Here is a 23515-nt window from a genome sequence, read left to right as displayed (position 1 = left end):
CGAGGTAGTCCGGTCGGCCACTGCCCCACGCCCGGCCGGACAACCAACCACACCCACACCCACGCAGACCAAGACCGCGAAAGGCCGCCCATGTACACCGAGTCCGCCATCGGTCACAGACGTGCAGTGTGGAGCTGGCTGGCGCAGCCGACCGCGCTGTTCGGCGGCGTGTACGGGCTGCTGGTGTCGAGTTCGGCCGTCGCCGCGCTCACCCAGTTCGGCGAGACGACTCGAGCGGCACGCATGGACGACGCCCTGTGGGTCCTGTTCACCGCCCTCGCCTCGGCCCTGGCCCATGGTTACGCCCACCAGATCGCCCACCGCGACGCGCAGGGACGTCCCGGCGTACGGGGTGTGGTGCGTGCCGTGCTCGCTGAATGGCCGCTGGTGGTGGCGGCGCTGCCCACCGCACTGCTGCTGTGGGGGGCGGGCCTTGGCTGGTGGCGCTCGGCAGGCATCGAGTACGTCGCCTTCGGCATCAACACCGTCCTGCTGCTGGGCTGGGGCGTGCTGGCTTCCCGGGCTGCGGGCAGCACATGGGGACGAGCTCTCAGGATCGGCTGTGCGGACGCGCTCCTGGGAGTGGCCGTCGCTTTGGTCAGCACCCTGCTGAAGTGACGGCGACTTGTCACGTGTAGCTCTCGTCGTCCGCCGTGGGCGAGGCGGAAACCAGAGCTGTCAGCCTGGTGCCGGGACGTTCACTGTCCGGCCGCAGCACCAGAGACGGTCAGGGCGGGGAGCGGGACGAGCGTGCATGCTCGGCGGAGCGCAGGTCAGGGCGCCAGCGCCCGTTTTCCGGCCGCGGACCATGGCGTCGTGAGCCGACGGAAGAGCATGAGGGATCGAACAAATGTTGCTTCCTCGTCTGAGGCCGTCGGCGGGCTTCGTTCCGATCGTGCGCGGGGGATCATGGGTGATGTGGGAGATGCGCTGGTGGTCGTGCATCGGCTGGGCGAGAGTGGCGGTCGGCGGGTGACCGTGCGCCGCGGCGGGACGAGTGTGGATGTAGGTCTCGCGCATTCCGACCATGACCTCGTTGTTTTCCTGGAGGCCGCATGCCTCGCCGACCCGGATGCGGCTCTCGATGATCGGTGGGTGGCAGGGCGGCCGCCCCCCACCAGTGGGATGCGGCATGAGGGACTGGTGGTGTCGGCAAGGTATGGGCGGCTGATTGGCGGCCACTTGGTGAGCGGCGTGGGGCAGCATCCCCGGCTCCCTTACCCACTGGTCGGAGGAGGGATCCGTCAGTCCCCTGGGACGCTATAGCCGAAGATGTCTTGGCGGCTGCTCACGGGGCAGGAGCGAGGTAGCCCCCGCTTTCCCTGCATAGGAATCGTGATGACTTCGTCTTCCCACCGCCGCCCTCACGATCGGGCAGTCGAGGAGAAAGTCATGCTGCTGCAGGAAGAGAACGCCCAGCTACAGCAAGCGGTGCATTCACATGCCACGGTCGATCAGGCTCTGGGCGTCCTGATCGCAGTGCACCGGTTGCCGCCCGAGGAAGGGTGGGAGGTGCTGCGCGCGGTCTCCCAGCACCTCAACATCAAGCTCCACCTCATCGCGGACGAGGTCATCGGATGGGCCCTTGGCCGAGCGCGCGACAGGGCGATCTTGGAGAGGCTGGATGCGGAGGTGGAAAAGCACAAGTGCGCTGTCCGTCTGGGCGGCGGGCACCCTCGCACCCGCCCGGACCATCTCGGCGGTGAACAAGGCGTATTCCTCCCACCGCAACCGCTGCTACCTGCGCAGACGGTAGATCAAGCAGATCATCCCCGAGCCGAAGAACCAACGGGCCAACCGCCAAAAAGCAGATCTACGGCACTCAGATCGCCGTCGTGAAGGACGGGGCACCGGTTCCCTGGCCGGCGAAGAGCCCGAGCGCATGGACGAACTCCGTGCAGAAGTCGGCATCGAGCCCTTCGACGAGTACGTCGCCGAGTTCGCAATGGCCTGACGCCTCCGCCCCGTCCGCTTCCGCTTCCGCTTCCGCTTCCGCTTCCGCTTCCGCTTCCGCTTCCGCTTCCGCTTCCGCTTCCGGCGCACCCTGCCCAGGGTTCACCTGCCGTAGGTAATGATCCGCCGGACAGGCCCTGAGTAACAGCTCAGTCCGCGCTGAGCGGGATCCGCAGCCGCACCCGGTAGCCGCCTTCCCTGGTCGGACCCGCATCCAGGGTGCCGTGCAGGATGTCGGCGCGTTCCCGTAGTCCGACAAGGCCTTGCTGGGAACCGGGGAGGGATAGGGAAGGACGCGTGGACGGGGTGTTGGTGACGGTCACTCCGATGCCGTCGCCGTCCTGCCACAATTCGACGCTGGCCGTGGCGCCAGGTGCGTGTTTGCGGACGTTGGTCAGCGCTTCCTGAACCGTACGGTAGAGGGCGCGTTGGGTGGGTGTGCTCACAGTGGGCGGCAGTTCCCCCGTCAACTGTACGTGAGTGCCGCTCGATTCCACGAGTTTACTCAGGTCGGCAAGGGTGGGCTGAGGCGTCAGCTCGGTGGCGTCGCCGCCGGAGGCCCGCAGCAGTGTGACCATGGTGCGCAGTTCGTCGAGCGTGGTGACACTCAGCGAACGGATCGTGCGAGCAGCCTCCTTGGCGTCCACGTCCCGGGCGGCGACCTGCAACGCCCCGGCCCGTACGGCGATCAGGCTGACCTGGTGGGAGACCACGTCGTGCATCTCCCGGGCCAGCTGGGCGCGTTCGCGAGCGAGGACGGCCTGGGCGTGCAGGGTCCGCTCGTGTTCCCTTGCCTCCTCGATCTCGGCCAACCGCCGCGCCAGGTCCCGCTGTGCCTGGAGTAGCTGGCCGAAGAGGACCGGTGCCGCGGCCGTAGCCAGGCCGTACACGAAGAAGACCAATGTCATGGTCCGGTCGACCTCGGCCAGGGGCCACGGAGTGCTGCTCGCGACGGCGGCCAGGGCTACGCACACGGCGAGGAGACGGCGGTTGCGGGAGCGTTCGGCCAGGGTGAACAGCGCCGCGAGCACAGCGACGGCGACATCCTGCATCAGCGCGACGGGCAGGGTGAGCAGGAACACGACGAGCGGGAACCGGCGCCGGAAGGCCAGCGCGGTGCACCCGACAGCCGCCAGCGCGAGCTCGAGGCGCGTGGGCTCCCAGTTGTTCAGCCGCACGTCCACGGCCGCCGCGGCCACCAGGGCGAGGTCGATGACCGGCGCGGGAACCCGCTGCCATAGGGCGCGTGCACGGCTCATCCCCCGACCTCCGACCGCAGGCGCTCGTCGAGTAGCCCGGCCCGCTGCGCCAGCAGCGCCGCCTGCACCCGGCTCGCCACGCGAAGCTTCGTCAGGATGGCGCTGACGTGGTCCTTCACCGTGCCCGCCCCCAGGTGGATACGCGCCACGATGTCGGCGTTCGACAGCCCCTCCGCCACCAGGACGAGGACGTCGCGCTCCCGCGCGGTGAGCAGCCGGACCCGCGCGGCCTCCTCGTCGACGGCCGTCCCGGTGCCGGGGTGGCTGTGCAGCAGCGTCCGCGACGCCTTGGGGGACAGCACCACACCGCCCACGGCCAGGGTGCGCACCAGGTGGGCGAGCTGCTCGGGCTCGGTGTCCTTGAGGAGGAAACCGGCCGCGCCGGAGTGCAGGGCGGTGAGGATGTACTCGTCGGCGTCGAACGTGGTCAGCATCGCCACCACCGGCGGGTCCGGCATCGTGCGCAGTTCCCGGAGCACGGTGAGCCCGTCGACGTCCGGCATCCGGATGTCCAGCAGCACCACGTCGGGCCGCTCCCGGCGGACCGTCTCGACCGCCTCGCCTCCGCTCGCGGTCGCGACGACCTCGATGTCCTCGGACGCGCCCAGAATCAGCTGGAAGCCCGAGCGGACCAGAGCCTCGTCGTCGACCACCATTACCCGGATCACGCGCTCCCCCTGCCCTTCGTTCATACCGTCCGGCCCATGCCGACTCGACCCTAAAGCCCCGATCGGTCCCGGCGGCCCGCTGAGCTGCAGCTCCAGCCACACGGCGGGGTAGCACCCACCACTCGGCAGGGCCACGGCAGCCTTCTGCCGGATGGGCCGTGATCGGCTCGGCCTCCAGTCTGAGGGCCATGACCCATCACCCGGACTCCGCGCTACTCCCGGCCGTGGCAGTGCTCCGGCCATGACCACGATCAACGGGCCCGACCACTGCCCGCCGGAGCCATCCCGCCCGCCTGCTGGGAGGGCGGATCCCTGAGGCGCAACGGCCTCACGGCGCCCTCGTGTGCGGAGAGCTGGAAGCCGAGAGGGGCCTCGTCGCAGCCCCGCTGATTCAGCAATCACTCGCGAAAGGGAGGAAACTCCATGAGAAAGTGTTGGGTTCTACCCTTGATCACGCTTGTCGCCGCCACGCTCGGGGTGACAGCGGCAGGTGTGGCCCCTGTCCTCGTCGCCTCCGACACGCCTTTGCGGGTGATGCCGTTGGGCGACTCGATAACGTGGGGTGTGGGTAGCAGTACGGGCAACGGATACCGGGGGCCGTTGTGGAACAGGCTTGCGGCGGACGGCCATCCGCTGGACTTCGTGGGCTCGGTGCAGAACGGTTCGATGTCCGACCCCGGCAACGAAGGCCATTCCGGATATCGCATTGACCAGATTGCCGCACTCGCCGACGCCTCGCTGACCCGCTACCGGCCCGACGTCGTGACGCTGCACATCGGTACCAACGACCTCCGAAGGGCCTCGGAAGTCGACACCGCCATCACCCGGCTGAGGTTGCTGGTCAACCAGATCACCGCCGACGTCCCCGACGCCACCCTCCTCGTCGCTTCCCTGGTCGTTTCCACCAGCAGCACGGAGGAGCAGTGGCGGGGCACGTACAACCAGGCCGTCCGCCAAATCGTCAGCGACGCCCAGGAGGCAGGCAAGCGCGTCGCATACGTTGACATGAGCGGCTTGACCACGGCCGACCTGGCTGACCCTCTGCACCCCAACGACTCGGGCTATCAGAAAATGGCAGACGCCTTCCACCGCGGCGTCCAAGCCGCGGGCAGCGCTGGTTGGCTGAAGAACCCGGCCCCCGCATCCGCACCCGTGCGGTCCGGCATCGCCGGCAAGTGAATCGATCTCAACGGTGCCGGCACCGCCGACGGGGACCACCGTCCAGGTCTGGGGCTGCAGCGGTGCAGCGGCAGCGCCAATCAGGCCTGGTCGCTCTACACCGACAGCACCGTGCGCTCCATGGGCAAGTGCTTCGATGCCGCCGGCGGGGGCACCGCTAAGGGCACCAAGGTGCATATCTGGACCTGCCACGGTGGCGCCCATCAGGTAAGGCAGCCCTACAAAGGCGGCCGAGCACCAGAGCCAGTTCGTGGCGGCCGCCCGCCATCTCGGCCAGCGGCTGATGGACCGTGTCAGGAGCGGATCCGTCCAGGTTCCGGCCGGTACGTCGTCGAAGCCCACCACGGTGCGGGATGCACAGTCCAGCTCGCGCGCGGTGGGTGATGCGGCTATGGCCCAGGTCTTTGGAACCGTGTTGAGGCGGAACGGCAGGTGAGAGGCCCATGGCTACGCGGGCACCGCACGTTCGTGTCATGCGGCCCTACCTTCTTGAGTGCGTTCCGAGAGTTCGCGATTCTGGGACTGCGCGGGTGGGGCAGGGATGGCTTTCATGCTGGCTGCCCTCGATGGCTCAGACCGCTGATCCCCCTGCCCCGCCACTTCTTCCGGCCTGCTGATTAGGCACTGCGAACGATCGCTGAGTAGGGCGAGGTCAGGCGGAAGGAGTCGCGCCACACGCTGCACCGGGAGGGGACCATGACCGCCAACGCAGGCTTCGACATCGCCAAGGGCTTCCACTGGCTCGCGGTCACCGACGACCGCGGCCGTCAACTCCTCAGCCACCGGATCGACAACACACCCGACGCCATCGGCGAGTCCATCGGCGAACTGCACGCCGTCGAGGCCGAACACGGCCCCGTCACCGTCGGCCTGGGGAGCTACGGCTTCCGGCCCGCGTGCCGGAGGTCACTCACGCTGCCGCGCATTCCCGGAGTGCTGAAGCACTCCGGGAATGCGCACACCCTGTGAGGCGCTGGCCGTCCTCAAGGACGACAGCACACTCGCCGCCCCCTCTGCGGTGATGCCGGACAGCTGCCATTTCTTTGTACGGATTTCCCGGGGTGCCCGCCTGGGCTCAGCGGACGCGGTTCGCCAGTTTGGTGGCGCCGTTGAGCAGGTACTCCAGCGGTCCGCGGCGGAAGAAGCGGGACCAGATCGCCGCGAACAGGGTGGCCCCGACAACGAAGCAGAGCAGCAGCTCGAAGGAGGCGGACTGCGGTGGGGTGACAGATTCGCCGGGCAGGGCGAGGATCACCAGGATGTGGCTCACGTAGAGAGTTAGGGACATGGTGCCGACGGCGATGACCGGAGTCGCCGGCCTGCGCAGCACCGGCAGCCGGTCCACGGCCACCGTCAGGCAAAGGATCACGGTGATCGCGACTCCCAGGCAGCCGATGAGGTCGAACGTGGAACCGCTGTGCGGCTCCGCCGCCAGCAGCCCCCATGCGTCGGGGCCCCACAGCCCACTGCCGACGGGCAAGTCGAAGGATCCCGCTGCCATGCCGGGATCCACCCGGCCCGGCGTCCTACGGCACGCTACGAGCGGCCAACCCGACCGCGTCCCGCTACCCCCATACAAGTCGGCGGTTCAGTTCGACAGCGAGCGGGCGAGATAGCGTTCGTACAGGGCCGGGTTGGCCAGCGCTTGGCGCCGGTAGCTGGTGACGGCCTCCTCGGACGCGGCCAGAGCCTCCTCCCGTTGCCCCACCTCCGACAGTCGGACGCTGTAGTTGTCCATCCAGTAGGCGAGGTCTGGTTCGAAGGTTGCCGGGTCGATCTTCGCCAGCCGCCGTCAGATGGAGACGCCCTCGTCGGTCGCGGCCAGCGCCTCCTCAGCCCGGCCAGGTGCGTGACCCAGGCGGCAATCTGATCGCCGGTGTCATAGCGGAACGGCTCAAGGTGGACCAGGTCGAAGCGGGCGTTCGCTCTGGGTGGCCAGTTCGTCGCCGTAGGCGGTGGCCGGGGACGGGAGCAGCCATTGTCGGTTGCGGGGGTCGTGGCGGCCTTCGCGCAGCAGCCCAAAGCCGTGGATGTTGACGCCGACCAACACCAGCTTGGTGTACATGATCATCAGGGCCCGGATCAGGGTCGAGGGCGTCTTGATCGTCGGCGCGGTGCAGCTTCAGGCGGGTGATGTCGTCCAGCAGCAGCACGCGGGTGCCGTGATCGTGCAAGGAGCCGCGCACTGCCCTGGTGAGCTGGGGCAGGGTCATCTTGCGGTGATCAGCGCCGAAGAAGTCCAGCACCGCCCGGCGAGTGCTCTCCGGTGTGGCCGTCACGGGTTTGAACGTAGGCGACCGGGGCGTGCAGGTCTCGGGTGCCCGGTGTCGCGGTTGAGTTGAGCTGGTGGTGCAGATCGAGCCAGGCGTCCTCGAACGCGGCGGCGACTTCGCAGGCGGTTTCGGTTTTGCCCTGGTAGCCACCGCCGGTGATCATCAGCCCGGCCCGGGTGGTGGGCCTGTGCTTGAGGGCGTTGGTCTGCAGCCGGGACCGCATCAGCCGGCCGACTACCGTGCTCATCGGGGTGTCCTGCAGGTCTGTCCAGCCGAGTCGAATTCCTCTGCGAGCTATCGCCTGCTGACGGCATCGTAAGCTGAGAGAATGATGGGTACTGCCGAGGAAGTATGTGCATCGTCGTGCACGGTGGATTACGTGCAGGCTGGCCTGCGGGTGCTGGAGGGCCGGTGGAAGCTGGTGATCGTGTCCCATCTGTTTCGTAACAGCCTGCTGCGGTTCTCTGAGTTGGAGAGGTTGATCCCGGGGATTACGCAGAAGATGCTGATTCAGCAGTTGCGTGCTTTGGAAGCCGATGGCGTGGTGGAGCGCATCGCTCACCCGGTGGTTCCACCTCATGTCGAGTATCGGCTGACTCCGGACGGCCTCGGCTTGGAGGGGGCTCTGATCGCTCTCGACGACTGGGCTCGGACTCGACATCAGCCAGCCTGACCATGCGGCCGGCGGCCATCAGGCGGTCCCCGCTCTTGGGGCTGGGCCCGGCACCGGCGTCTGCCTGGTATCGGCGTGCGCTGACAACGGGCCGACCACTGAGTCTGACGTTGATCGATGTCCGGGCTGTCGCTCAGGTCTGGCTGGCGTCGATGGCTGCCTACGCCTTGGCGTCGTTCGACGAACGTTGAGGCCGCCGTCACTGCCTCGATCCGGAGCCGGCGTCTCGGGGCCCCGACGGTAGTTGGTGATGACTTCTGGGCGCCTGCGTTTGAAGCGCATGTTGGTGTGAGTCCCCGCAGACGGGTCGGCGACTCCAGCAGCGCCCACGGCGGGCACGTGACGGATGGCACGTAGGGCGCCGATGGCCATACTTACTTTTTAGTGTGTACTTGTTCTTTGGTCAGGGCGCGTTAACGTCGGATGTGGGCCGAGCAGCAGGGGGCGAAGCGGCGCGTCGCGCGCCGCGCCTCCCGTCCTTTGACCCAACCATTGCCGCCAGATCCGGCGGTGCGGCCCGCATGAATAGGAACGCATGACCGTGAGTACCATCACCATTATCGCCGGCCTCCGGTAGCGACCCCGGTACCCGGAAATCCAATCGCGATTCGCCTTCGTGCGGCCCTTCTTGCTGGTTCTCGGCATCCGACATTCGGCCTAGAACGCATTTCATGCCCGCGAACAACGGCGATTCGCGCCACGTACGTGAACGGATGAAGGAATTCGACATGACAAGCGTAGATCTCGACGCATCGGCGGCGGAAACCGCGATCAGAGACTTTCGTGTGGAAATCTCACAGGAGGCGGTGACCGAGCTGCGGCGGCGGCTGGCGGCAACTCGGTGGCCGGATCCGCTGGCCACACCGGAAACCTGGGACCGCGGGGTACCTGTGAGTTACCTGCGCGGTCTGGCGGCGTACTGGGAACGCGACTTCGACTGGCGTCAGCAGGAGACACGCCTCAACGATTTCCCGCAGTTCCTCACCGATATCGACGAGCAGCAGATCCATTTCATTCATGCGCGGTCCCGGCGTAGCGACGCCGTTCCGCTGTTGCTGTTGCACGGGTGGCCGGGATCGGTTCTCGAGTTCCTGAAGGTGTTGGGCCCGCTCACCGATCCCGACGGGCACGGCGCTCCCGGCGCTCCGGCATTCCACGTCGTGGCACCGTCGCTTCCCGGTATCGGGTTTTCCACCCCGATCTCGGCGAAGGGTGCGAGCTCCGGGCGGATCGCGCGGCTGTTCGCCACGCTGATGGCCCGCCTGGGCTACGACCGGTACGGCGTGCAGGGAGGCGACCGTGGGTCGACCGCGGCGCCGCTGATCGGGCTCGTGGATTCCGAGCACGTGCTCGGAATCCACATCAACGCACCGACGGTGGGGTTCTACCCGTGGCCACAGATGATCGGTGAGCAGGCCGCCCTCCAGGAAACCACCGGGCTCACCGAACACGAGAAGAAACACGTCGAGCGAGCCCAACGGCTGGGCGCCGACGGCATCGGGTACATCGCGATTCAGTCGACCCGGCCGCAGACGCTGTCTTACGGGCTCACGGATTCCCCAGTAGGCCAGCTCGCCTGGATCGTGGAGAAGTTCCGCGAGTGGACCGATCCGGCGAAAGAGCTCCCCGAGGAGGCGGTCGACCGTGATCAACTCCTGGCCAATGTTTCGCTGTACTGGTTCACCGGTACGGCGGGGTCGTCCGCCGATCTTTACTGGGAAGACACGCACACCCTGGATTGGCTTCCCCAGCCGACCGACATCCCGACCGGTGTCGCCCTCTTCGCGGACGACAAGGGGATTCGCGGGTTCGCCGAGAAGACGTACAACATCGTCCGGTGGACCGAATTCGACACCGGCGGCCACTTCGCCGCCATGGAAACTCCCGACCTGCTCGTGAACGATATACGCGAGTTCTTCGGCAAACTCCGCTGACCACCAGCGCAGCGACAACCCGACGAGGGTCTTGACCGGCCCGTCGGCGCACAACAGCGCGTCGGCCAGCTCGAACAAGGCGCCCGCCCGCCGGGTCATGCACTGGTAGAACCGCTGGCGGAGCCCCGCCAGTACATCGATCGCTGCAGCCCGGCCTGCCATGACCATCACAGCGACCATCAAGCCCCGCCGGACACGGCCGGATACCGCCCCATCAAGGTTCGGGCTCGGCGCGGGGGTGGCCCAGGGCTCCGTCAAGTTCCGTGCTTGCGTGGAGGGTTGACGATCAGGCCGGTAGGGGCGGATAGCAGAGCAGGCACGGGGGTTCGTGATCATTGTGGTGTCGAAGCCAGATGATCACGAGGATGTCCCGTGCCTGCTGTTGCATCTTCCCCTATCCCTGCCGTGCTGGAGAAACTGGGGCCGCTGGATGCGGAACGGATCGCTGACCTGCGTCCCTATCTCGAATCGGTTCAGGATCCGCGCTCACGCCGGGGCCGGTGGTACTCGCTGACGGCGATCTTGCTGGTGTGTGCCTGCGCGGCCGTCTGCGGCGCGAAGAGCATCGACGAGCTCGCCGAGTTCGGTGAGCGGGCCACGAACTCGCTGCTGGCATCCCTCGGGGTACGCCGTCACCTGCTCGGCTGGCGGCGCAGCCCCAAGCCGGTCACTCTCGGACGCGTCCTTCAGGCACTTGACGGCGACGCCCTGGACCAGGCTGTGGGCGCCTACCTGGCCGACCGGCACCGCGTCCGCGGACGTGCCCGAGGCCCGATCGCGGCAGGTCATCGCCGTGGACGGCAAGGCCCTCAGGGGCTCAGCCCGCCTGGATACGCCGCGCCGTCACCTGCTCTCGGCGGTCACCCACGACCGCGTCGCCACGATTGCCCAGGTCGAAGTCGGTGCGAAGACCAACGAAGTGCGCCACTTCAAACCCCTGCTGGCGCCGCTCGACCTCGCCGGCACCGTCGTCACCTTCGATGCCCGCCACTCGGTGAAGGCCAACATCACCTGGCTGGTCGAGACGAAGAAAGCCCACTGCATCGCCGTCATCAAGACCAACCCACCGCCTACGCCCAGCTCGCCGCCCTGCCCTGGGCCTCGATCAAGGTCCAGCACACCACCTCCGCCACCGCCCACGGCCGCCGCGAGTCCCGCTCGATCAAGACCTGCGCCATCGCCGACAACCTCGGCGGCATCGCTTTCCCCCACGCCCACCTCGCCATCCGGGCCCACCGCCGCCGCAAGCCCACCGGCCGGCCCGAAACCCGCGAGAACGTCTACGCGGTCACCAGCCTCGCCGCCCACCAAACCCGCCCCATCGACCTCGCCGCCATTCGCGGACACTGGGGAATCGAAAATTCCTCCCACTACATCCGAGATGTCACGTTCGCCGAGGACGCCTCGACCATTCACACCGGCACCGCACCCCGTGCCATGGCCACCATCCGCAACCTCGCCATCGGCACCCTGAAGAACTCGGAGCCGACAACATCGCCAAGACCACCCGAGCCATCCGCCACGAACCCGAACGAGCACTCGCCATCCTGGGCATCACCAACAACCCAGACACTCACGGAACTTGATCAAGCCCTGGCGTTGGGCTCCTCGGTCGTTGCCGGGCTCCTCACTCATGTCCTCACTGGACTGCGCGCGGGGACTGCGATCCGCCGTGACCGATACGCCGACTCCGTGAAACTTCTCGTTGCCCGTATCGAATACCCCTACCGGATCCGGCGGCGTACGAGCGACGACCCAGATGTCCTCAACACCCTTGCCGGCACCGGACACGATCTCCAAGAACGCCTTGCTGAGATACAAGCTTGGATCTCCACCGAGAGCACCGTGCTGAGCGAGGTCTTCGCTGCCTGTCTCGCCAGTCTCGATGGCCCGTTCAAGCAGGCTTGCAAAGATGCCTGGAACGCAGCGCCGATTTCCGCTGCGACCCAGATGAACTTTAGCGGCTTTGGCATGGGAAATCAGCAGCACATCGTCACCAGGATGGAGCGGACCCTCACCTACCGTTTCGGCTGGCGTCGAATGATCCCGGCTTTTCTTCTTCGTCGCACCTTCACGAAGAACGGACTGCTTCCCTTGGTCGACTAAGGGCTGTCCAGTAAACGATCTTTCGCTCAGCCTGGGCGTCGGTGGTCGGCATGCGCGTTGTTCGGCTACCCGCCGAGGGTGGGTTGTGCAGTCGGGCGAGGACAAGAGCATGGCCTGGTGCCCGCCGTCGCCCTTGAGGCGGCATACGCGGCCACCGCCTCGTGGGCGGTGGCCACCGTCTTGTCCATCAGGCCACTTCCTCGCCGGCCGCGAGGTCGGACGGGTGTTGGGCCAGGGGCGTGACTCGACGCTCATGTAGGGGAAGAGCGGCAGGTTCCAGAGGATCCGGTGCAGCGCCTCGTTGTCGGCGACGTCGAAGACGCTGATGTTTGCGTACTGGCCGACGCACCGCCAGATGTGCACCCACTCACCGGTCTTCTGCAGCTCCTGGCAGTAGGCCTTCTCCCGGGCCACCAGGTCCGCGCGTACCTCGGGGTCGAGGTCCCGCGGAATCTCCACGCCCATGCGCACCGCGAACAGCATCGCGTTTCCTCCGGTCCTTCACTGTTCCGGCGCGAGCTCGAGGTCGTAGTGGACCTTGTGCCCGTTGCCGTCCGCCGCCGGGGCGGGGTCCAGGATCAGCTCGGGCTTGACGGCGGAGGCGATGTCATCGCTGACGTGCTCGCCGCCGCGGAAGTACAGCTGGGTGGTGAGCGTTTGGTGGCCGGGTGCGCTGGCCTTCAGGTGGAGGTGGGCGGGGCGCCACGCGTGCCAGCCGGCGGCGATCAGCTTGCCGCGGGAGCCGTCCGTCGGAATCTGGTAGGGGGCCGGTTCGACGGTGCGGATACGGAAGGTGCCCTTCTCGTCGACCGTTACGCTGCCCCGCAGGTTCCATTCCGGTAGGCCCGGCGCGAACTGCGCGTACAGGCCGTCGGCGTCGGCCTGCCAGAAGTCGACCAGGGCGCCGGGCAGTGGGGTGCCGTCGGCGCTGCGCACCTGGCCCTGGAAGACGAGGGGGGTACCGCTCTCGCCCTCACGCATGGGCAGGGTGGCGTCCGCGGACAGGGCCGGGGCGCCCGGCACGTAGTACGGCCCTTCGATGGTGCCCTTGCTGCCGAGGCGGGCCTCGTTGTTGACCTCCTCGACCACGTGCTCCACCCACACGTCGAGGAAGAGCGGCCACTCGCCGTCGAGGCCGACCTGGATCAGCCAGGCCTTGAGGGCGTCGTACTCAGCGTAGGTGACCTTGTGACGGCGGATCACGTCGTGTACCGCGGCCAGGACCTCCGAGGCGAGCGTGCTGACCCGCTCCGCCGCTCGATCTCCATCCGCTGGGCGGCGATCTGTGAGAGAGCCCGCTCCCTGCAGTCGGTGAGTCCGCCGATCTGCTCGTCACGCGCGGCGAGGCGCTCCTTCAGCCCGGAGACCTGTTCTTTGAGGCGCTCGATCTGTGCAGTCTGCCGGTCCGGGATCACGCCCGTTTCGCGAAGCTCGGCCAGCCGGCGCTCGAACTCCTCTGTTAGGTGTTGGTAGGGGCCTGGCCGGGGCGAGCCGTCGCGGTTCTTCTTGGGATAGAAACCGGTGCGGGCGACCCCGGCTTGGGTCGCGAGGGTTTTGATGTCGCACTTGCTGCCCGCGGGAACTTCGCCGGCAAGGAGCCGGTCCATGACGTGCCGGATGGCCGCCTCGTTGTCCCGCCGGGTCTCGTCGCTGATACGGGCCACGTCATGCACCGGTTCCGGAGTTGACGTCAATCTCGGACAACGCCTCTTCATCGCGGGCGAGTTCAGCGCACAATCGGGCCTTCTCCGTCCGCTGCGCGCGCCCGATTGTGGCGATGAAGACCTTCTTGCTTTCCGCGCTGGCTGCCCACACCGGGCGGTGCCTGGCATGGTGGGTGGCTTGAGGACACCGCGCCGAGTCACACATCCCGATCAGGGGTTCCGTCGCCCCACGGGCGTGGGCCCCGGCGAGCTTGAGGCACAGCGCCTTGGAGGGATCGAGGAACCAGCAGTAGTTCGCCGACCCAGGGTGCAGAGCTTTTGCCCGCTTGGCGAGCAGGTTTGTCACCTCCTGGTCGCTGCGCTTGATGTTCGGCGCCCCGGACGAGTCCAGCTGTTCGTCGACGAAGGCGAAGAAGTCCAGGAGGTCACTGGCGCCGGGCCCGGCAGGCCGGATGCCGTTCTGGTAGTCCTGGAATGCGTCGAGGGCGACGCGCATCGTATGCTCGCGCTCCTATTGGCCGAACTCGGCCATCAGCACCGACTGGGCCCACCGGGGCGGTCCGCGTAGCCCTCGGTGGTGACCACCGAGATGTGCTTGAGATGGATCTTGGCGGCCAGCAGACCACCGGGCCGGTGCGCCATTTCCACCGCCAGGGTTCTGCGAAGCATCCGCAGACTGACCGGAACCTCGGGGATCGGAGCCAGCCCAAGGCGACGGCCGTCTGGGCCATTGACCCAAATCAGGAACCATTCGTACGGGGTGAAGAAGGAGAGCGACTTGAACAGGTGACCGTCGTTCTTCACCGGATCGGCGAGCGAGGCGGCTACGCCGGCGGTGTCGTACGCCTGCTTGATGGTCACCCACTGATCGTGTTCACCACCCAGCTTCCGGCCCTTGATGACCTTGCCCTTCAGGCGGTAGCGGACGCGGCCCTCGCCGAGCTGTTCGGGAGGCAGGCGGCAGTCGTGGGTCAGCTCGGCCAGTTCGCTCTTGCGCATTCCGGTCAGTGCGGCGAGCGCGATGAGGCAGGCTGTGCGGGCCCGGGAGAGCTGCAGTCGGGCCTCGGTGGTGTTCATCGGCAAAGTCCAGGGGACACTGCCCCGTCCGTCCGCGCGTTCGACCAGGGTGGCCGTCCGGCCCCAGCGTTTGGACAGGCCGACTTCCCTGACGGCCTTCTCCAGGTGGCCGCGCAGTGTGGGCAGTCACGTGTAGTGGAAGGCATGCCGTCCGGTCTCGTGGGCGAGGGAGATCAGGTTCACCCGCAGCAGCGGATCGTCCGGATCCCAGCCGTCCGCCAGCCGCTCGGCTACGACGTGATCGAGGGCGACATCGAACGGGTCGCCCTCCCGGATGCGGCGGTCGACGGCCCGGACGACCTCGACCTTCCAGCTCGGACGCCCGCTGTTGCGGCCCGGCCGGTTCGGCGTCATCCCCCGCAGCTGTTGCTGGAGTTCCACGACGTGCAGCGCCAGCACCTCCACCACGTACAGGGCCGCCGCCACGAGCGGCTGGAACACGTCGTTGCTCAGCGGCGGCGTTGTGTTGCCCGTCCTACAGACCATCCCGGCAACCGAGTACGCCGTGCGTCGCCCCCATGGACGGAAGCCCGGCACGTAGCCGCCGGTGGAGAACAATTCGGTGTAGTAGCCCAATTCCTGGATAACCGCCACGACGTCCATGCGGTAGCCGGGACTGCTGTCGCGGATCACGACGCCGTGCTTGCCCCGTACCTTAAATGACTCGGAACGGCAGTTGTCCTTGGACAGCGAAGTTGAACCGCCCCAATCCGGCAATCCGGGATGAAACAACGAAAGAAGGCGCCCTCTCAGCCCTCTGCCCCCACCAACCGCACCGTCCGCTCCGCCAGTTCGCTGATGTGCACCCCGTCGAAGCCGAACACGGCGCTGCGTACGGTGTCCTCCAGCGGCTCCTTCCACCGGTCCGGGATCGCCTCCGCCCCGCGACCCCGCCATCGCCGAGCGCGAGTTCAATCTCATCGTGACCGACGTCCAGCTCGCCACCTTCGGGCGCGTCCTGACCGGCCTGGTGCACGAGGCGGCGCCGGGGGTGAAGTTGCGGTTCCAGCACAACAGCCCGCACCTCGTCCGCGGCGCCCAGGAGCATCTGCGCATCGTCGACGGCATGGTGCTGCCGCAGGGCCTGCTGGCGAACGTCCCCGGCATCGATCTGTACGAGGACCGCTGGGTGTGCGTCATTGCGCACGACACCGTCACCTCCGCGCCGCCGACTCCGGAGGAACTCGCCACCCGCCCCTGGATACTGCCCTATTACCTCCCGTCGTGCGGCTTCTCGCCCCTGCACGGGCTGCACGCCCACGGCATCGAACCGCGGGTCGAGGTCGCCATCGAGAACTTCCTCACCATGCCGTACCTGATCGCCGGAACCGACCGGGTCGGCGTGGTCCCCGAAAGCGCCACCCGCCTGTTTCCCTCCGACAGCGGCACGGTCGTCGTCGAACTGCCCTTCGGCGGAGGGCGGTTGGTGTATTCCCTGTGGTGGCACCCCCTGCATGAAGGCGACCCCGCGCACCTCTGGTTGCGCAAGACCGCGGCCGAGGCCGGTCGAATCGTCGCCGCGAGCACGGCACAGACCGTACCCACCCACACACCGCACAACTGATCACAACCTCGGAAACCGACCTCCGCGGCGGTATTGATCCCATCTATGCCCGTCATCGGCGATTTCGCGTTCCCAAAGCACGCAGCGACAGCCAGAGTTGATCTCGCCCAGAAACGACTGAGCTTGTCACCCCACACCTTGCGGTTTCTCGGAGTTCAACAGTGATACCCAGCGCGTTGCAGGCGCTACGGGCAGGACATGTTTCACCCCCGAAGGCATCGAGGCCTACGCCAGGATGCTGGACGAGGTCGTGCGGCGAGGCACGTTCGCCGGCCTCATGGTGGGCATGATGCCCGGCACCATGCAGGCTCTTCCGGCCGTGGTCGCGCGCAAAGCAGCCACGGCGGACGCCATCGCCGAGATCATCGCCTCGGGCGTCCGGACCGTTCCCGGAATCAGCGCCGACATCGGCTCCGACAAACCTCCGGTGTCCACCCCCACACCCTGAACCCTTTCACCGAGTTGGGCATGTCGAACCGCGACGTACTGCGGTCCGTGCCCAGCGAGGCAGCCGACGTGGTCGGCCGGGCCGGACACAAGGGCGTCCTGCGCCCCGGCTCCGACGCCGACCTCCCCGTGCTCGGCGGCTCCCCGATCGACGCCGTCTGCGCGGTCACCGACATCCGTGCGGTGTACCGGGCAGGCCACCGGGCCCGCTGCGCCAACCCCCCTCCCACAGAACCGAAGAGAGAGCACACGCAACTGATGCGTACGCACAAGGCACCACAACTCGTCGCCGCCGCACTGGCAGTCGTGCTGAGCGCGCCCGGCGTGGCCGCCGCCGCCTGCCCGTGGAGCGGCGGCGACAACACCACTTACTACATCTCGATCGGCGACTCGATAGCCGCCGGCTACCAGCCGGACGTGAACCAGGACACGCAGGCCGCCTACTCCGACCAGCTCTACGCCCAGCTCAAGCAGTACCAGCCGGGACTGAAGCACATCCGCCTCGGCTGCGACGGCGAGACCACCACATCGCTGCTCAAGGGCGGCACCTGCTCCTACCCGAACGCCCAGTCCCAGCTGGACGCCGCCCTGAAGGCCATGGCCCAGTACAAGGGCAAGGTCGCCTACGTCACCATCGACATCGGCGCCAACGACATCCTGGAGTGTGTCAGCAAGACCACCGGCGCATTCGACCAGGACTGCGTCAACCGCGCCACCCAGACCATCCCCCAGAACGTCGCCCAGATCACCCAGGCACTGCGCGCGGCGGCGACCCCGAACACCAAGCTCGCGGGCATGACGTACTACAACCCGTTCCTGGGGCAGTGGCTGCGCGGCCCGAGCGGACAGGAGACCGCCAAGGCCTCGGTCTCCCTGGTCAACGCCGAGAACTCGGCCCTGTCGCAGGTGTACGCCGGCGCCGGCTTCAAGGTCGTCGACGTGGCCGGAGCCTTCGGCTCGAACGACTTCACGCCCGTCAGCGCGCCCGGTTACGGCGAGGTTCCCAGGAACGTGGCCACGGTCTGCCAGCTCACCTGGGCCTGCACCAAGCAGGACCCCCACCCGAACGCCGCCGGCCACACGTTGATCGCCAACACCTTCGCGGCGGTCCTGCGGCAGGGTTAGGCGTCCCGGCCGTGACGACCGGGAGGCATGTGCCCACGCGAGGGTGGGCACATGCCTCCCGCCGTCCCTGATGAACGCAACCTGCGCAAGCAAAGGAACTGCGGCACGCAGACCGTCAGCGGGAGTGGCCGACCGGGCCGCTTCGGGGGTTGCCGGCAGGGCGACGACGGTGACGGGCGGGTCGCCCAGCGGGTGGTCCCGAAGGGGCCGTCGCGCCCTCAGGGCGGTGACCGACGCCGGGATGGTGCCGGGAGGTGCTGACGGCGATCGTGTTCGTAGCAACGTCCGGCTGCACGTGACAACAGCCGCCCGGGCCGACACCGTTGGACCACAGAACACACCCTTGCCCGGCTTGCCGGACGCCGTCGACCGCACCGCCGCCACGAACGCGGAAGCCGAGCACCTCACGACCTGACGACCTCGCGCCTTGGAGCGGAGGCAGGGCGGAGCCGCTCCTCGGCCGGGCGGAAGCAGCCGTCCCCCGGTCGGTCCGCAGGCCGATGAGCCGACGCAGCCTCGCGGTGCCGTACCGGCTGTCACCGCGCCCTCGCAGGCATCCCAGGTCTCCTCGGCGCCGACCTGGGCGGCGTCCTCGGGCACGCTCATCAGCGTGGGACGGCCACAGCGTGGACACGGACTGCATCAACAGCCGGCACCGGCTTTCTGACGCGCCGACAGCAGGCGACGGAAACAGCACGGTGGGAACAGCCTTCACACAGAACGTGCGCCCCGGGGCATCCGCACCCGGGGCGCACGTTCGCGTCAGGCCCAGCAGCCGTTGTGCCCGGCAGCTGTTATGCCCAGCAGCCGTTATGCCCGGCAGCCGTTATGCCCAGCAGCCGTTCACGGTCGCGGCGAGGCCGTCCATCGCGTCCCTGATGGCGCTGTTTTTGGCCGTGGAGCCGTTCTCCACGAAGGAGAAGACCTTCCACTGGCCGTCCTTGCCCTGCGTCAGGCCGCTCAGTGCGATGGCGCCGGTGAGGGTGCCGGTCTTCCCGTACACCTTGCCGACGGCACACTTCGAGTTCTCGTCGTCGAAGCGGCCCCACTCCGGGCCGAGCGTGCCGCCGGCCACGCCCGCGACCGGGAGACCCTCGCGGATCGAGCCCAGCAGGTGCTCGTAGCGCTTCTCCGTCAGCAGGTCGAGGATCTCCGCCAGGGTCCGGGCCGATATGCGGGTGTCACGGGAGAGGCCGCTCCCGTCGTACATCTCGAAGTTCTCCAGCGACACTCCGTACCGTTGGCTCAGCACGTCGCGTACGACCGCCGTGCCGCCCTCGAACGTGGCGGGCTGCCCGGCGCGCAGCGCGGTCATCCGCAGCAGGGTCTCGGCGATGTTGTTGTCGCTGACCTTGATCAGGTGGCGGACGATGTCCGACAGCTTGGCGGACTTGTGGCAGGCCACCGGTACGTCGGTGATGGCCGCCGTCCGGCGTGTGACCTCGCCGTCCACGGTGATGCCGTCGGCGGCGAGTTGCTTGGCGAAGACCTGTCCGGCGTCGATCGAGGTGTCGCTGACGGCGTGTCCGTCGACGACGAGGGCACGGACCGGAGCGACGGAGTCGGGGTAGTAGCCGTCGTTCCAGCCGCGAGCCAGGGTCGGTTCGGGGAAGAGGCTGTCGTCCACGGCGACCTTCACGCTGGTGAGGCCCGCGGCCTTCAGCCCGGCCACCGCGTCCTTGGCCATTTCGCCGAGGTCCGCGCTGGTCAGGGTCCGGTCACCGCCGCCGACGAGGGTGAGGGTGCCGTCGCCGTAGACGACCTTCGTCTTGAACTGGTGGTTCGGGCCGAGCACGGTCAGGGCGGCGGTCGCGGTGGCGAGCTTGGTGTTGGACGCCGGCATCAGCGCGGTGTCGGCGTTGTGGTCCCAGACAGTGCCGTCCGACTCGGCGTCCAGCACCACGCCGCTGACGTTGCTGCCCAGGCGCTCGTCGTTGACGCGGATGTCGAGGTTCGCGGCGATCGCCTGGTCGGTGGGGTCGAGGCCTTCGTTCGCGTCCGGGGCCGTGTCGGGGGTCGTCGCGGTGGTGTTCCCGTTGGCGGCGAAGGCCGACGGACCGGCGAGCGCCGCCGACGCGACGGGCACGGCCATGGCGAGCACCAGGGCTCGGCGGGCGCCCGTGCCGAGCTGCTTCGGCTTGCGGTGCCGGTGGCGACCGTTGGGGGTGAAAGCAGTGGGGGGCACGACTTCTGTTCTGTCGTTCATGGGGGGGGCTTTCCGTGATGTATGTCGGCGGAAGGACAAGCCGACGTAGTGGGGAGGTTTTTGACCACGAGGCGCGAAATGATCAGCGCCGCACAAGTGGTCACATGAACCGCACGACCGGCGAAAGATGACTCACAAGTAAGAGACAGAAATCACAAGTTCGCGCACGCCAGTCGACTCGGGTTCCAGAGGGCGTCGCCAACTGTTTCACCGACCGTCAGACGCCCGCCGCGTCACCTGAGCGGCTGTCAAGGTCTGCCTCCCGTAACTCCCTGAGTCGAGGTCAGTCGCCGCACGTCTTCCGGCAGGTGCGCAACTGAGCCTTCGTCAGGCCGGTGCCCCGGCTCGGCACCCCTGACATGTGCCCATAGCGTGCCTGCCCGTAAGGCGAACAGCCAACAGCCAACAGCCATGGTCAACAGCGGCGTGATCCGACCCGCACAACCACCCCGGAGAGAAGGCATCCGCGCAGCCCAGAGCCATGCAGTCCGCGCAAGCGCCATCGCTTCCCAAGCCTGGATCAGCGCGGCGTTCTCGGAGGACCGGCCCGCGCGAACCATCGTGTGCGTGAGGGTGACGCCCGAGCGGGTCGAGCATCGGCCCTCCACCGGGCCTTGTGAGGAGCGGCGACAACCGCCGCACCAGCTCGCCCGTGCGACATGAACGTCATCCACGCCGCGCTCGGCGAGCCCTGGATCTCCTACCTCGGCTCCCCCCTCCTCCCCCCTCCTCCCCCTGCTCCCCCCGGCCGCCGCGCGGCACGGAACCGGCCAACCGGCACGCTCTCAAGGGCTGGGCCACCTGGGCAGCCGCCCGTGACACCGTCCACGGTCTGGGCCGCACCCCGGGCGAGGTGCTGGCGGCCGTGGACAGCGTCCAGGCGGCAGCCGGACGTACACCCCTGCTGATCGGCGCCCACCGGGTGGACGATGGTGGCTCGCCTCAGCCCGCGGACCTCGTCGTACGACCCTGGTGTGATTGCCTGGCGGCAGTCGCCGACTGGCGGTGCGAGCTGACAGGACATGGCGGGCAGGAGGGGAGGCCGGAAGCACCGGCGGTTTCGAGCGGTCGTTCCCGTCGTACCGCCAAGGTAATCGCTGCCGCGGTATTGACGTGCCGACCTCGGACAGCTGTGATGTGGGCACTTTCGTTGGAAAGTGTTTCTTTGCACAGCTCGGAGAGCCGCATGCCGCACATCAACGCACGAAGATGGACCCGCCGGATCACGGCCCAGATCCTCACCCTCGGCCTCGCCGTCGTCGGCCTGGCTGCTGTCGGCGGCCAGGAGCAATCGGCGCCCCTGTCCACCGAGCCGGCCGCAGTCAGCACCAACCAGATCGGTGTGACCCCGCCGCCGATGGGCTGGGCGTCCTGGAACAGTTTCTTCAGCAGCATCGATCACAACGTGATCAAGCAGCAGGCCGACGCCCTGGTCTCCTCCGGGATGGCCGCCGCCGGCTACAAGTACGTCAACCTGGACGACGGCTGGTGGCAGGGGCAGCGCGACGCGAACGGCAACATCGTCGTCGACGAGAACCTGTGGCCGGGCGGCATGAAGGCGATCGCCGACTACATCCACAGCAAGGGTCTGAAGGCCGGCATCTACACCGATGCGGGCAAGGACGGCTGCGGCTACTACTTCCCGACCACAAGGCCCGCGACGCCCGGTTCCGGTATGGAGGGCCACTACCAGCAGGACCTGGAGACCTTCCAGCGCTGGGGCTTCGACTACGTCAAGATCGACTGGTGCGGCGGCCGCGCGGAGAAGTTGAACCAGGAGGCGACGTACAAGCAGATCGCCGCCGCCAACGAGGCCGCGTCCGCCGTGACCGGCCGCAAGCTGGTGCTGTCGTTCTGCGAGTGGGGCACCGGCCTGCCGTGGAACTGGGCGCCGGGTTACGGCGACCTGTGGCGCACCAGTGACGACGTCCTCTTCTTCAGGGAGACGCCGGGCCTGACGAAGATGTACCGCAACTTCGACCAGGCCCTGCAGCCCGCCGCCCAGCACACCGGCTACTACAACGACCCCGACATGCTGATGGTCGGCCTGAACGGTATGACCGCCCAGCGCAACCGGCTGCACATGAGCCTGTGGTCCATCGCCGGTGGCCCGCTGCTGGCCGGCAACAACGTGGCCACGATGACCACCGAGACCCGCGACATCCTCACCAACCCCGAGGTCCTCGCCATCGACCAGGACCCGCGCGGCCTGCAGGGCGTCAAGGTTGCCGAGGACACCCGTGGCCTGCAGGTCTACGGCAAGGTGCTCTCAGGCACCGGCAAGCGCGCGGTGATGCTGTTCAACCGCACCGGCACCGCCGCGAACATCACCGTCCGCTGGGCCGACCTCGGACTGACCTCGGCATCCGCCACCGTCCGCAACGCCTGGACCCGCACCGACGTCGGCTCGTTCACCACCGGCTACACCACCTCCGTCCCCGCCAACGACGCGGTCCTGCTCACCGTCTCCGGCACCGAGGCCACCGGCTCCACGTTCGAGGACACCACCACCGCCACCACGCCCACGTTCACCGGCGTCACCGCCGCCTCCGCGGGCACCAAGTTGGTCGACATCACGTACGCCAACGGCGGCACGACCGCCCGTAAGGCCACCATCCAGGTGAACGGCCAGTACAGCTACCGCATGGCCTTCCCGCCGACCGGCTCGGCCACCACCTACCGCACCGTGTCCGTGCTCGCCCACCTGGCCAAGGGCGCGAACACGGTGAAGTTCGCCCCGGTCTCCGGCAGCACCGCCCCGGACATCGACGCCCTCCGTGTCCAGGGCATCCCCGGCACCGACGGCACCGCTCTCGTCGGCGGCGCCTCGGGCCGCTGCGTGGACATCGACAAGAACACCTACGTCAACGGCACCCAGGCCCAGATCTGGGACTGCTCCGGCGGTCGTAACGAGACCTTCCAGCACACCTCGCGCGGCGAACTCGTCGTCTACGGCAACAAGTGCCTCGACGTCCCCACCAGCGGCACCAACGGCACCAAGGTCGCCATCTGGGACTGCACCAACGGCACCAACCAGAAATGGACAGTCAACTCGAACGGCACCATCACCAACAACCTGACAGGACTCTGCCTGGACGCCTCGAACGGGGCAACGGCCAACGGCACCAAGCTGATCCTGTGGACCTGCAACGGCCAGAGCAACCAGAAGTGGACCCTCACCTGACCAAGGCCTGAGCACCCGTCGCGGGAGCGCGACACCAACGGCCGGCGAGCATGCGGAAGTCCTGGAACGGCAACCGCACGCTCGCCGGCCGACGTCGTTCGCCGCACCCGACGGTCCTGCGGGGGCCAGGTGCAGCGCATGGAGCGATACCTCGTGGTGCCAGCCGTAGCCACCCGGTCTTGAGCACCAACGCCGTCGAGGGT

23 protein-coding genes and 6 pseudogenes are annotated in these 23515 nt (G+C 67.8%); 14 read left to right on the top strand and 15 right to left on the bottom strand.

The window, feature by feature from the left end:
• Positions 1-90 precede the first annotated feature (90 nt).
• The 3 genes and pseudogenes from CES90_RS47830 to CES90_RS51830 all read left to right on the top strand — a co-directional run.
• On the top strand, positions 91-618 hold the full coding sequence (locus CES90_RS47830) for a hypothetical protein (RefSeq protein ID WP_189788533.1): 528 nt from the start codon (positions 91-93) through the stop codon (positions 616-618).
• 654 nt (positions 619-1272) lie between these two features.
• Positions 1273-1839 (top strand): ANTAR domain-containing protein, encoded by a 567-nt coding sequence (locus CES90_RS47825; RefSeq protein WP_332836416.1) that lies wholly within the window; start codon positions 1273-1275, stop codon positions 1837-1839.
• Positions 1809-1954 (top strand): annotated as a pseudogene (locus tag CES90_RS51830) (DUF6624 domain-containing protein); the annotation flags it as partial. The gene CES90_RS47825 and the pseudogene CES90_RS51830, both read left to right, overlap by 31 nt.
• A gap of 148 nt (positions 1955-2102) precedes the next feature.
• Here CES90_RS51830 and CES90_RS47815 read toward each other — a convergent pair.
• Both CES90_RS47815 and CES90_RS47810 read right to left on the bottom strand, forming a co-directional pair.
• Positions 2103-3212, bottom strand: coding sequence for a sensor histidine kinase (locus CES90_RS47815; RefSeq protein WP_189788536.1), 1110 nt, complete (start codon positions 3210-3212; stop codon positions 2103-2105).
• A complete protein-coding gene (locus CES90_RS47810) occupies positions 3209-3904 on the bottom strand; it encodes a response regulator (RefSeq protein WP_229914532.1) in 696 nt (231 codons plus the stop codon). The genes CES90_RS47815 and CES90_RS47810 overlap by 4 nt, the downstream gene beginning before the upstream one ends.
• Positions 3905-4303: 399 nt before the next feature.
• On the opposite strand from CES90_RS47810, the gene CES90_RS47805 reads away from it, so the two are divergent.
• The 3 genes from CES90_RS47805 (at position 4304) to CES90_RS47800 (ending at position 6028) form a co-directional block, all read left to right on the top strand.
• Positions 4304-5059, top strand: coding sequence for an SGNH/GDSL hydrolase family protein (locus CES90_RS47805; RefSeq protein ID WP_408646652.1), 756 nt, complete (start codon positions 4304-4306; stop codon positions 5057-5059).
• On the top strand, positions 5060-5443 hold the full coding sequence (locus CES90_RS52355; protein ID WP_408646667.1) for a ricin-type beta-trefoil lectin domain protein: 384 nt from the start codon (positions 5060-5062) through the stop codon (positions 5441-5443).
• Positions 5444-5755: 312 nt separating this feature from the next.
• Positions 5756-6028 carry an IS110 family transposase gene (locus CES90_RS47800; RefSeq protein ID WP_189788537.1) on the top strand — a complete coding sequence of 91 codons (273 nt, stop codon included), beginning with the start codon at positions 5756-5758 and terminating at the stop codon, positions 6026-6028.
• A 106-nt stretch (positions 6029-6134) separates the two neighbouring features.
• Here CES90_RS47800 and CES90_RS47795 read toward each other — a convergent pair.
• The 4 genes and pseudogenes from CES90_RS47795 to CES90_RS47780 form a co-directional block, all read right to left on the bottom strand.
• Positions 6135-6569, bottom strand: a pseudogene (locus CES90_RS47795) (DUF418 domain-containing protein); the annotation flags it as partial.
• Positions 6570-6647: 78 nt separating this feature from the next.
• Positions 6648-6797, bottom strand: coding sequence for a hypothetical protein (locus CES90_RS47790; RefSeq protein ID WP_189788193.1), 150 nt, complete (start codon positions 6795-6797; stop codon positions 6648-6650).
• 156 nt (positions 6798-6953) lie between these two features.
• Entirely contained in the window at positions 6954-7130 is a 177-nt protein-coding gene (locus CES90_RS47785) for a hypothetical protein (RefSeq protein WP_189788194.1), read from the bottom strand.
• Between the two features lie 152 nt (positions 7131-7282).
• Complete coding sequence (locus tag CES90_RS47780; protein WP_189788195.1) at positions 7283-7579, bottom strand: hypothetical protein; 297 nt, start codon at positions 7577-7579, stop codon at positions 7283-7285.
• 81 nt (positions 7580-7660) lie between these two features.
• Here CES90_RS47780 and CES90_RS47775 point away from each other — a divergent pair, with 81 nt between their 5' ends.
• Entirely contained in the window at positions 7661-8005 is a 345-nt protein-coding gene (locus tag CES90_RS47775; RefSeq protein ID WP_189788196.1) for a winged helix-turn-helix transcriptional regulator, read from the top strand.
• Between the two features lie 728 nt (positions 8006-8733).
• A complete protein-coding gene (locus CES90_RS47770; protein WP_189788207.1) occupies positions 8734-9939 on the top strand; it encodes an epoxide hydrolase family protein in 1206 nt (401 codons plus the stop codon).
• A 9-nt stretch (positions 9940-9948) separates the two neighbouring features.
• On the opposite strand, the pseudogene CES90_RS52350 reads toward CES90_RS47770, so the two are convergent.
• Positions 9949-10107: pseudogene (locus CES90_RS52350) on the bottom strand (NF041680 family putative transposase); the annotation flags it as partial.
• 237 nt (positions 10108-10344) lie between these two features.
• Between CES90_RS52350 and CES90_RS47765 the strand changes: the two are divergent.
• On the top strand, positions 10345-12045 hold the full coding sequence (locus tag CES90_RS47765) for an ISAs1 family transposase (protein ID WP_229914469.1): 1701 nt from the start codon (positions 10345-10347) through the stop codon (positions 12043-12045).
• A gap of 294 nt (positions 12046-12339) precedes the next feature.
• Here the strand turns inward: CES90_RS47765 and CES90_RS52545 are convergent.
• The 7 genes and pseudogenes from CES90_RS52545 to CES90_RS50975 all read right to left on the bottom strand — a co-directional run.
• Positions 12340-12510: pseudogene (locus CES90_RS52545) on the bottom strand (muconolactone Delta-isomerase family protein); the annotation flags it as partial.
• Between the two features lie 36 nt (positions 12511-12546).
• Complete coding sequence (locus CES90_RS47750; RefSeq protein ID WP_229914473.1) at positions 12547-13266, bottom strand: dioxygenase family protein; 720 nt, start codon at positions 13264-13266, stop codon at positions 12547-12549.
• Positions 13245-13709 carry a hypothetical protein gene (locus CES90_RS47745; protein ID WP_189788198.1) on the bottom strand — a complete coding sequence of 155 codons (465 nt, stop codon included), beginning with the start codon at positions 13707-13709 and terminating at the stop codon, positions 13245-13247. Before CES90_RS47745 ends, CES90_RS47750 begins: the two co-directional genes overlap by 22 nt.
• A 1-nt stretch (position 13710) precedes the next feature.
• The gene (locus CES90_RS50990) at positions 13711-14205 is read right to left on the bottom strand and encodes a hypothetical protein (protein ID WP_229914470.1); all 495 of its coding nucleotides are present in this window, start codon (positions 14203-14205) and stop codon (positions 13711-13713) included.
• A gap of 35 nt (positions 14206-14240) precedes the next feature.
• Entirely contained in the window at positions 14241-14786 is a 546-nt protein-coding gene (locus CES90_RS50985; protein WP_229914471.1) for a site-specific integrase, read from the bottom strand.
• 126 nt (positions 14787-14912) lie between these two features.
• The gene (locus tag CES90_RS50980) at positions 14913-15419 is read right to left on the bottom strand and encodes a hypothetical protein (protein ID WP_229914472.1); all 507 of its coding nucleotides are present in this window, start codon (positions 15417-15419) and stop codon (positions 14913-14915) included.
• Between the two features lie 116 nt (positions 15420-15535).
• A pseudogene (locus CES90_RS50975) lies at positions 15536-15670 on the bottom strand (ADP-ribosylglycohydrolase family protein); the annotation flags it as partial.
• Between the two features lie 38 nt (positions 15671-15708).
• On the opposite strand from CES90_RS50975, the gene CES90_RS47735 reads away from it, so the two are divergent.
• The 4 genes and pseudogenes from CES90_RS47735 to CES90_RS47720 form a co-directional block, all read left to right on the top strand.
• The gene (locus tag CES90_RS47735; protein WP_232791399.1) at positions 15709-16350 is read left to right on the top strand and encodes a LysR substrate-binding domain-containing protein; all 642 of its coding nucleotides are present in this window, start codon (positions 15709-15711) and stop codon (positions 16348-16350) included.
• A 235-nt stretch (positions 16351-16585) separates the two neighbouring features.
• Positions 16586-16798 carry a hypothetical protein gene (locus tag CES90_RS47730; RefSeq protein ID WP_189788600.1) on the top strand — a complete coding sequence of 71 codons (213 nt, stop codon included), beginning with the start codon at positions 16586-16588 and terminating at the stop codon, positions 16796-16798.
• A gap of 20 nt (positions 16799-16818) precedes the next feature.
• On the top strand, positions 16819-17922 hold the full coding sequence (locus CES90_RS47725) for an SGNH/GDSL hydrolase family protein (protein ID WP_229914535.1): 1104 nt from the start codon (positions 16819-16821) through the stop codon (positions 17920-17922).
• A gap of 192 nt (positions 17923-18114) precedes the next feature.
• Positions 18115-18218: pseudogene (locus CES90_RS47720) on the top strand (IS5/IS1182 family transposase); the annotation flags it as partial.
• Positions 18219-18748: 530 nt separating this feature from the next.
• Here CES90_RS47720 and dacB read toward each other — a convergent pair.
• Positions 18749-20128, bottom strand: coding sequence for a D-alanyl-D-alanine carboxypeptidase/D-alanyl-D-alanine endopeptidase (dacB, locus tag CES90_RS47715; protein ID WP_189788601.1), 1380 nt, complete (start codon positions 20126-20128; stop codon positions 18749-18751).
• A 1186-nt stretch (positions 20129-21314) separates the two neighbouring features.
• Here dacB and CES90_RS47710 point away from each other — a divergent pair.
• The gene (locus CES90_RS47710) at positions 21315-23312 is read left to right on the top strand and encodes a ricin-type beta-trefoil lectin domain protein (protein ID WP_189788602.1); all 1998 of its coding nucleotides are present in this window, start codon (positions 21315-21317) and stop codon (positions 23310-23312) included.
• Positions 23313-23515: the final 203 nt, after the last annotated feature.

The sequence above is a fragment of the Streptomyces capitiformicae genome (assembly GCF_002214185.1).
Classification (GTDB): domain Bacteria; phylum Actinomycetota; class Actinomycetes; order Streptomycetales; family Streptomycetaceae; genus Streptomyces; species Streptomyces capitiformicae.
This window is presented reverse-complemented; position numbering and strand designations above follow the sequence as displayed.

Bases quoted from the DNA above. Each gene is read 5' to 3' on its own strand.
- CES90_RS47825 (WP_332836416.1), top strand. From the start codon at position 1,273: ATGTCTTGGCGGCTGCTCACGGGGCAGGAGCGAGGTAGCCCCCGCTTT.
- CES90_RS47830 (WP_189788533.1), top strand. From the start codon at position 91: ATGTACACCGAGTCCGCCATCGGTCACAGACGTGCAGTGTGGAGCTGG.
- CES90_RS47790 (WP_189788193.1), bottom strand. From the start codon at position 6,797: ATGGACAACTACAGCGTCCGACTGTCGGAGGTGGGGCAACGGGAGGAG.
- CES90_RS47770 (WP_189788207.1), top strand. From the start codon at position 8,734: ATGACAAGCGTAGATCTCGACGCATCGGCGGCGGAAACCGCGATCAGA.
- CES90_RS47780 (WP_189788195.1), bottom strand. From the start codon at position 7,579: ATGAGCACGGTAGTCGGCCGGCTGATGCGGTCCCGGCTGCAGACCAAC.
- CES90_RS47785 (WP_189788194.1), bottom strand. From the start codon at position 7,130: ATGATCATGTACACCAAGCTGGTGTTGGTCGGCGTCAACATCCACGGC.
- CES90_RS47800 (WP_189788537.1), top strand. From the start codon at position 5,756: ATGACCGCCAACGCAGGCTTCGACATCGCCAAGGGCTTCCACTGGCTC.
- CES90_RS47810 (WP_229914532.1), bottom strand. From the start codon at position 3,904: ATGAACGAAGGGCAGGGGGAGCGCGTGATCCGGGTAATGGTGGTCGAC.
- CES90_RS47815 (WP_189788536.1), bottom strand. From the start codon at position 3,212: ATGAGCCGTGCACGCGCCCTATGGCAGCGGGTTCCCGCGCCGGTCATC.
- dacB (WP_189788601.1), bottom strand. From the start codon at position 20,128: ATGAACGACAGAACAGAAGTCGTGCCCCCCACTGCTTTCACCCCCAAC.
- CES90_RS47775 (WP_189788196.1), top strand. From the start codon at position 7,661: ATGATGGGTACTGCCGAGGAAGTATGTGCATCGTCGTGCACGGTGGAT.
- CES90_RS47805 (WP_408646652.1), top strand. From the start codon at position 4,304: ATGAGAAAGTGTTGGGTTCTACCCTTGATCACGCTTGTCGCCGCCACG.
- CES90_RS47730 (WP_189788600.1), top strand. From the start codon at position 16,586: ATGCTGGACGAGGTCGTGCGGCGAGGCACGTTCGCCGGCCTCATGGTG.
- CES90_RS50985 (WP_229914471.1), bottom strand. From the start codon at position 14,786: ATGAACACCACCGAGGCCCGACTGCAGCTCTCCCGGGCCCGCACAGCC.
- CES90_RS47710 (WP_189788602.1), top strand. From the start codon at position 21,315: ATGCCGCACATCAACGCACGAAGATGGACCCGCCGGATCACGGCCCAG.
- CES90_RS47725 (WP_229914535.1), top strand. From the start codon at position 16,819: ATGTCGAACCGCGACGTACTGCGGTCCGTGCCCAGCGAGGCAGCCGAC.
- CES90_RS50990 (WP_229914470.1), bottom strand. From the start codon at position 14,205: ATGCGCGTCGCCCTCGACGCATTCCAGGACTACCAGAACGGCATCCGG.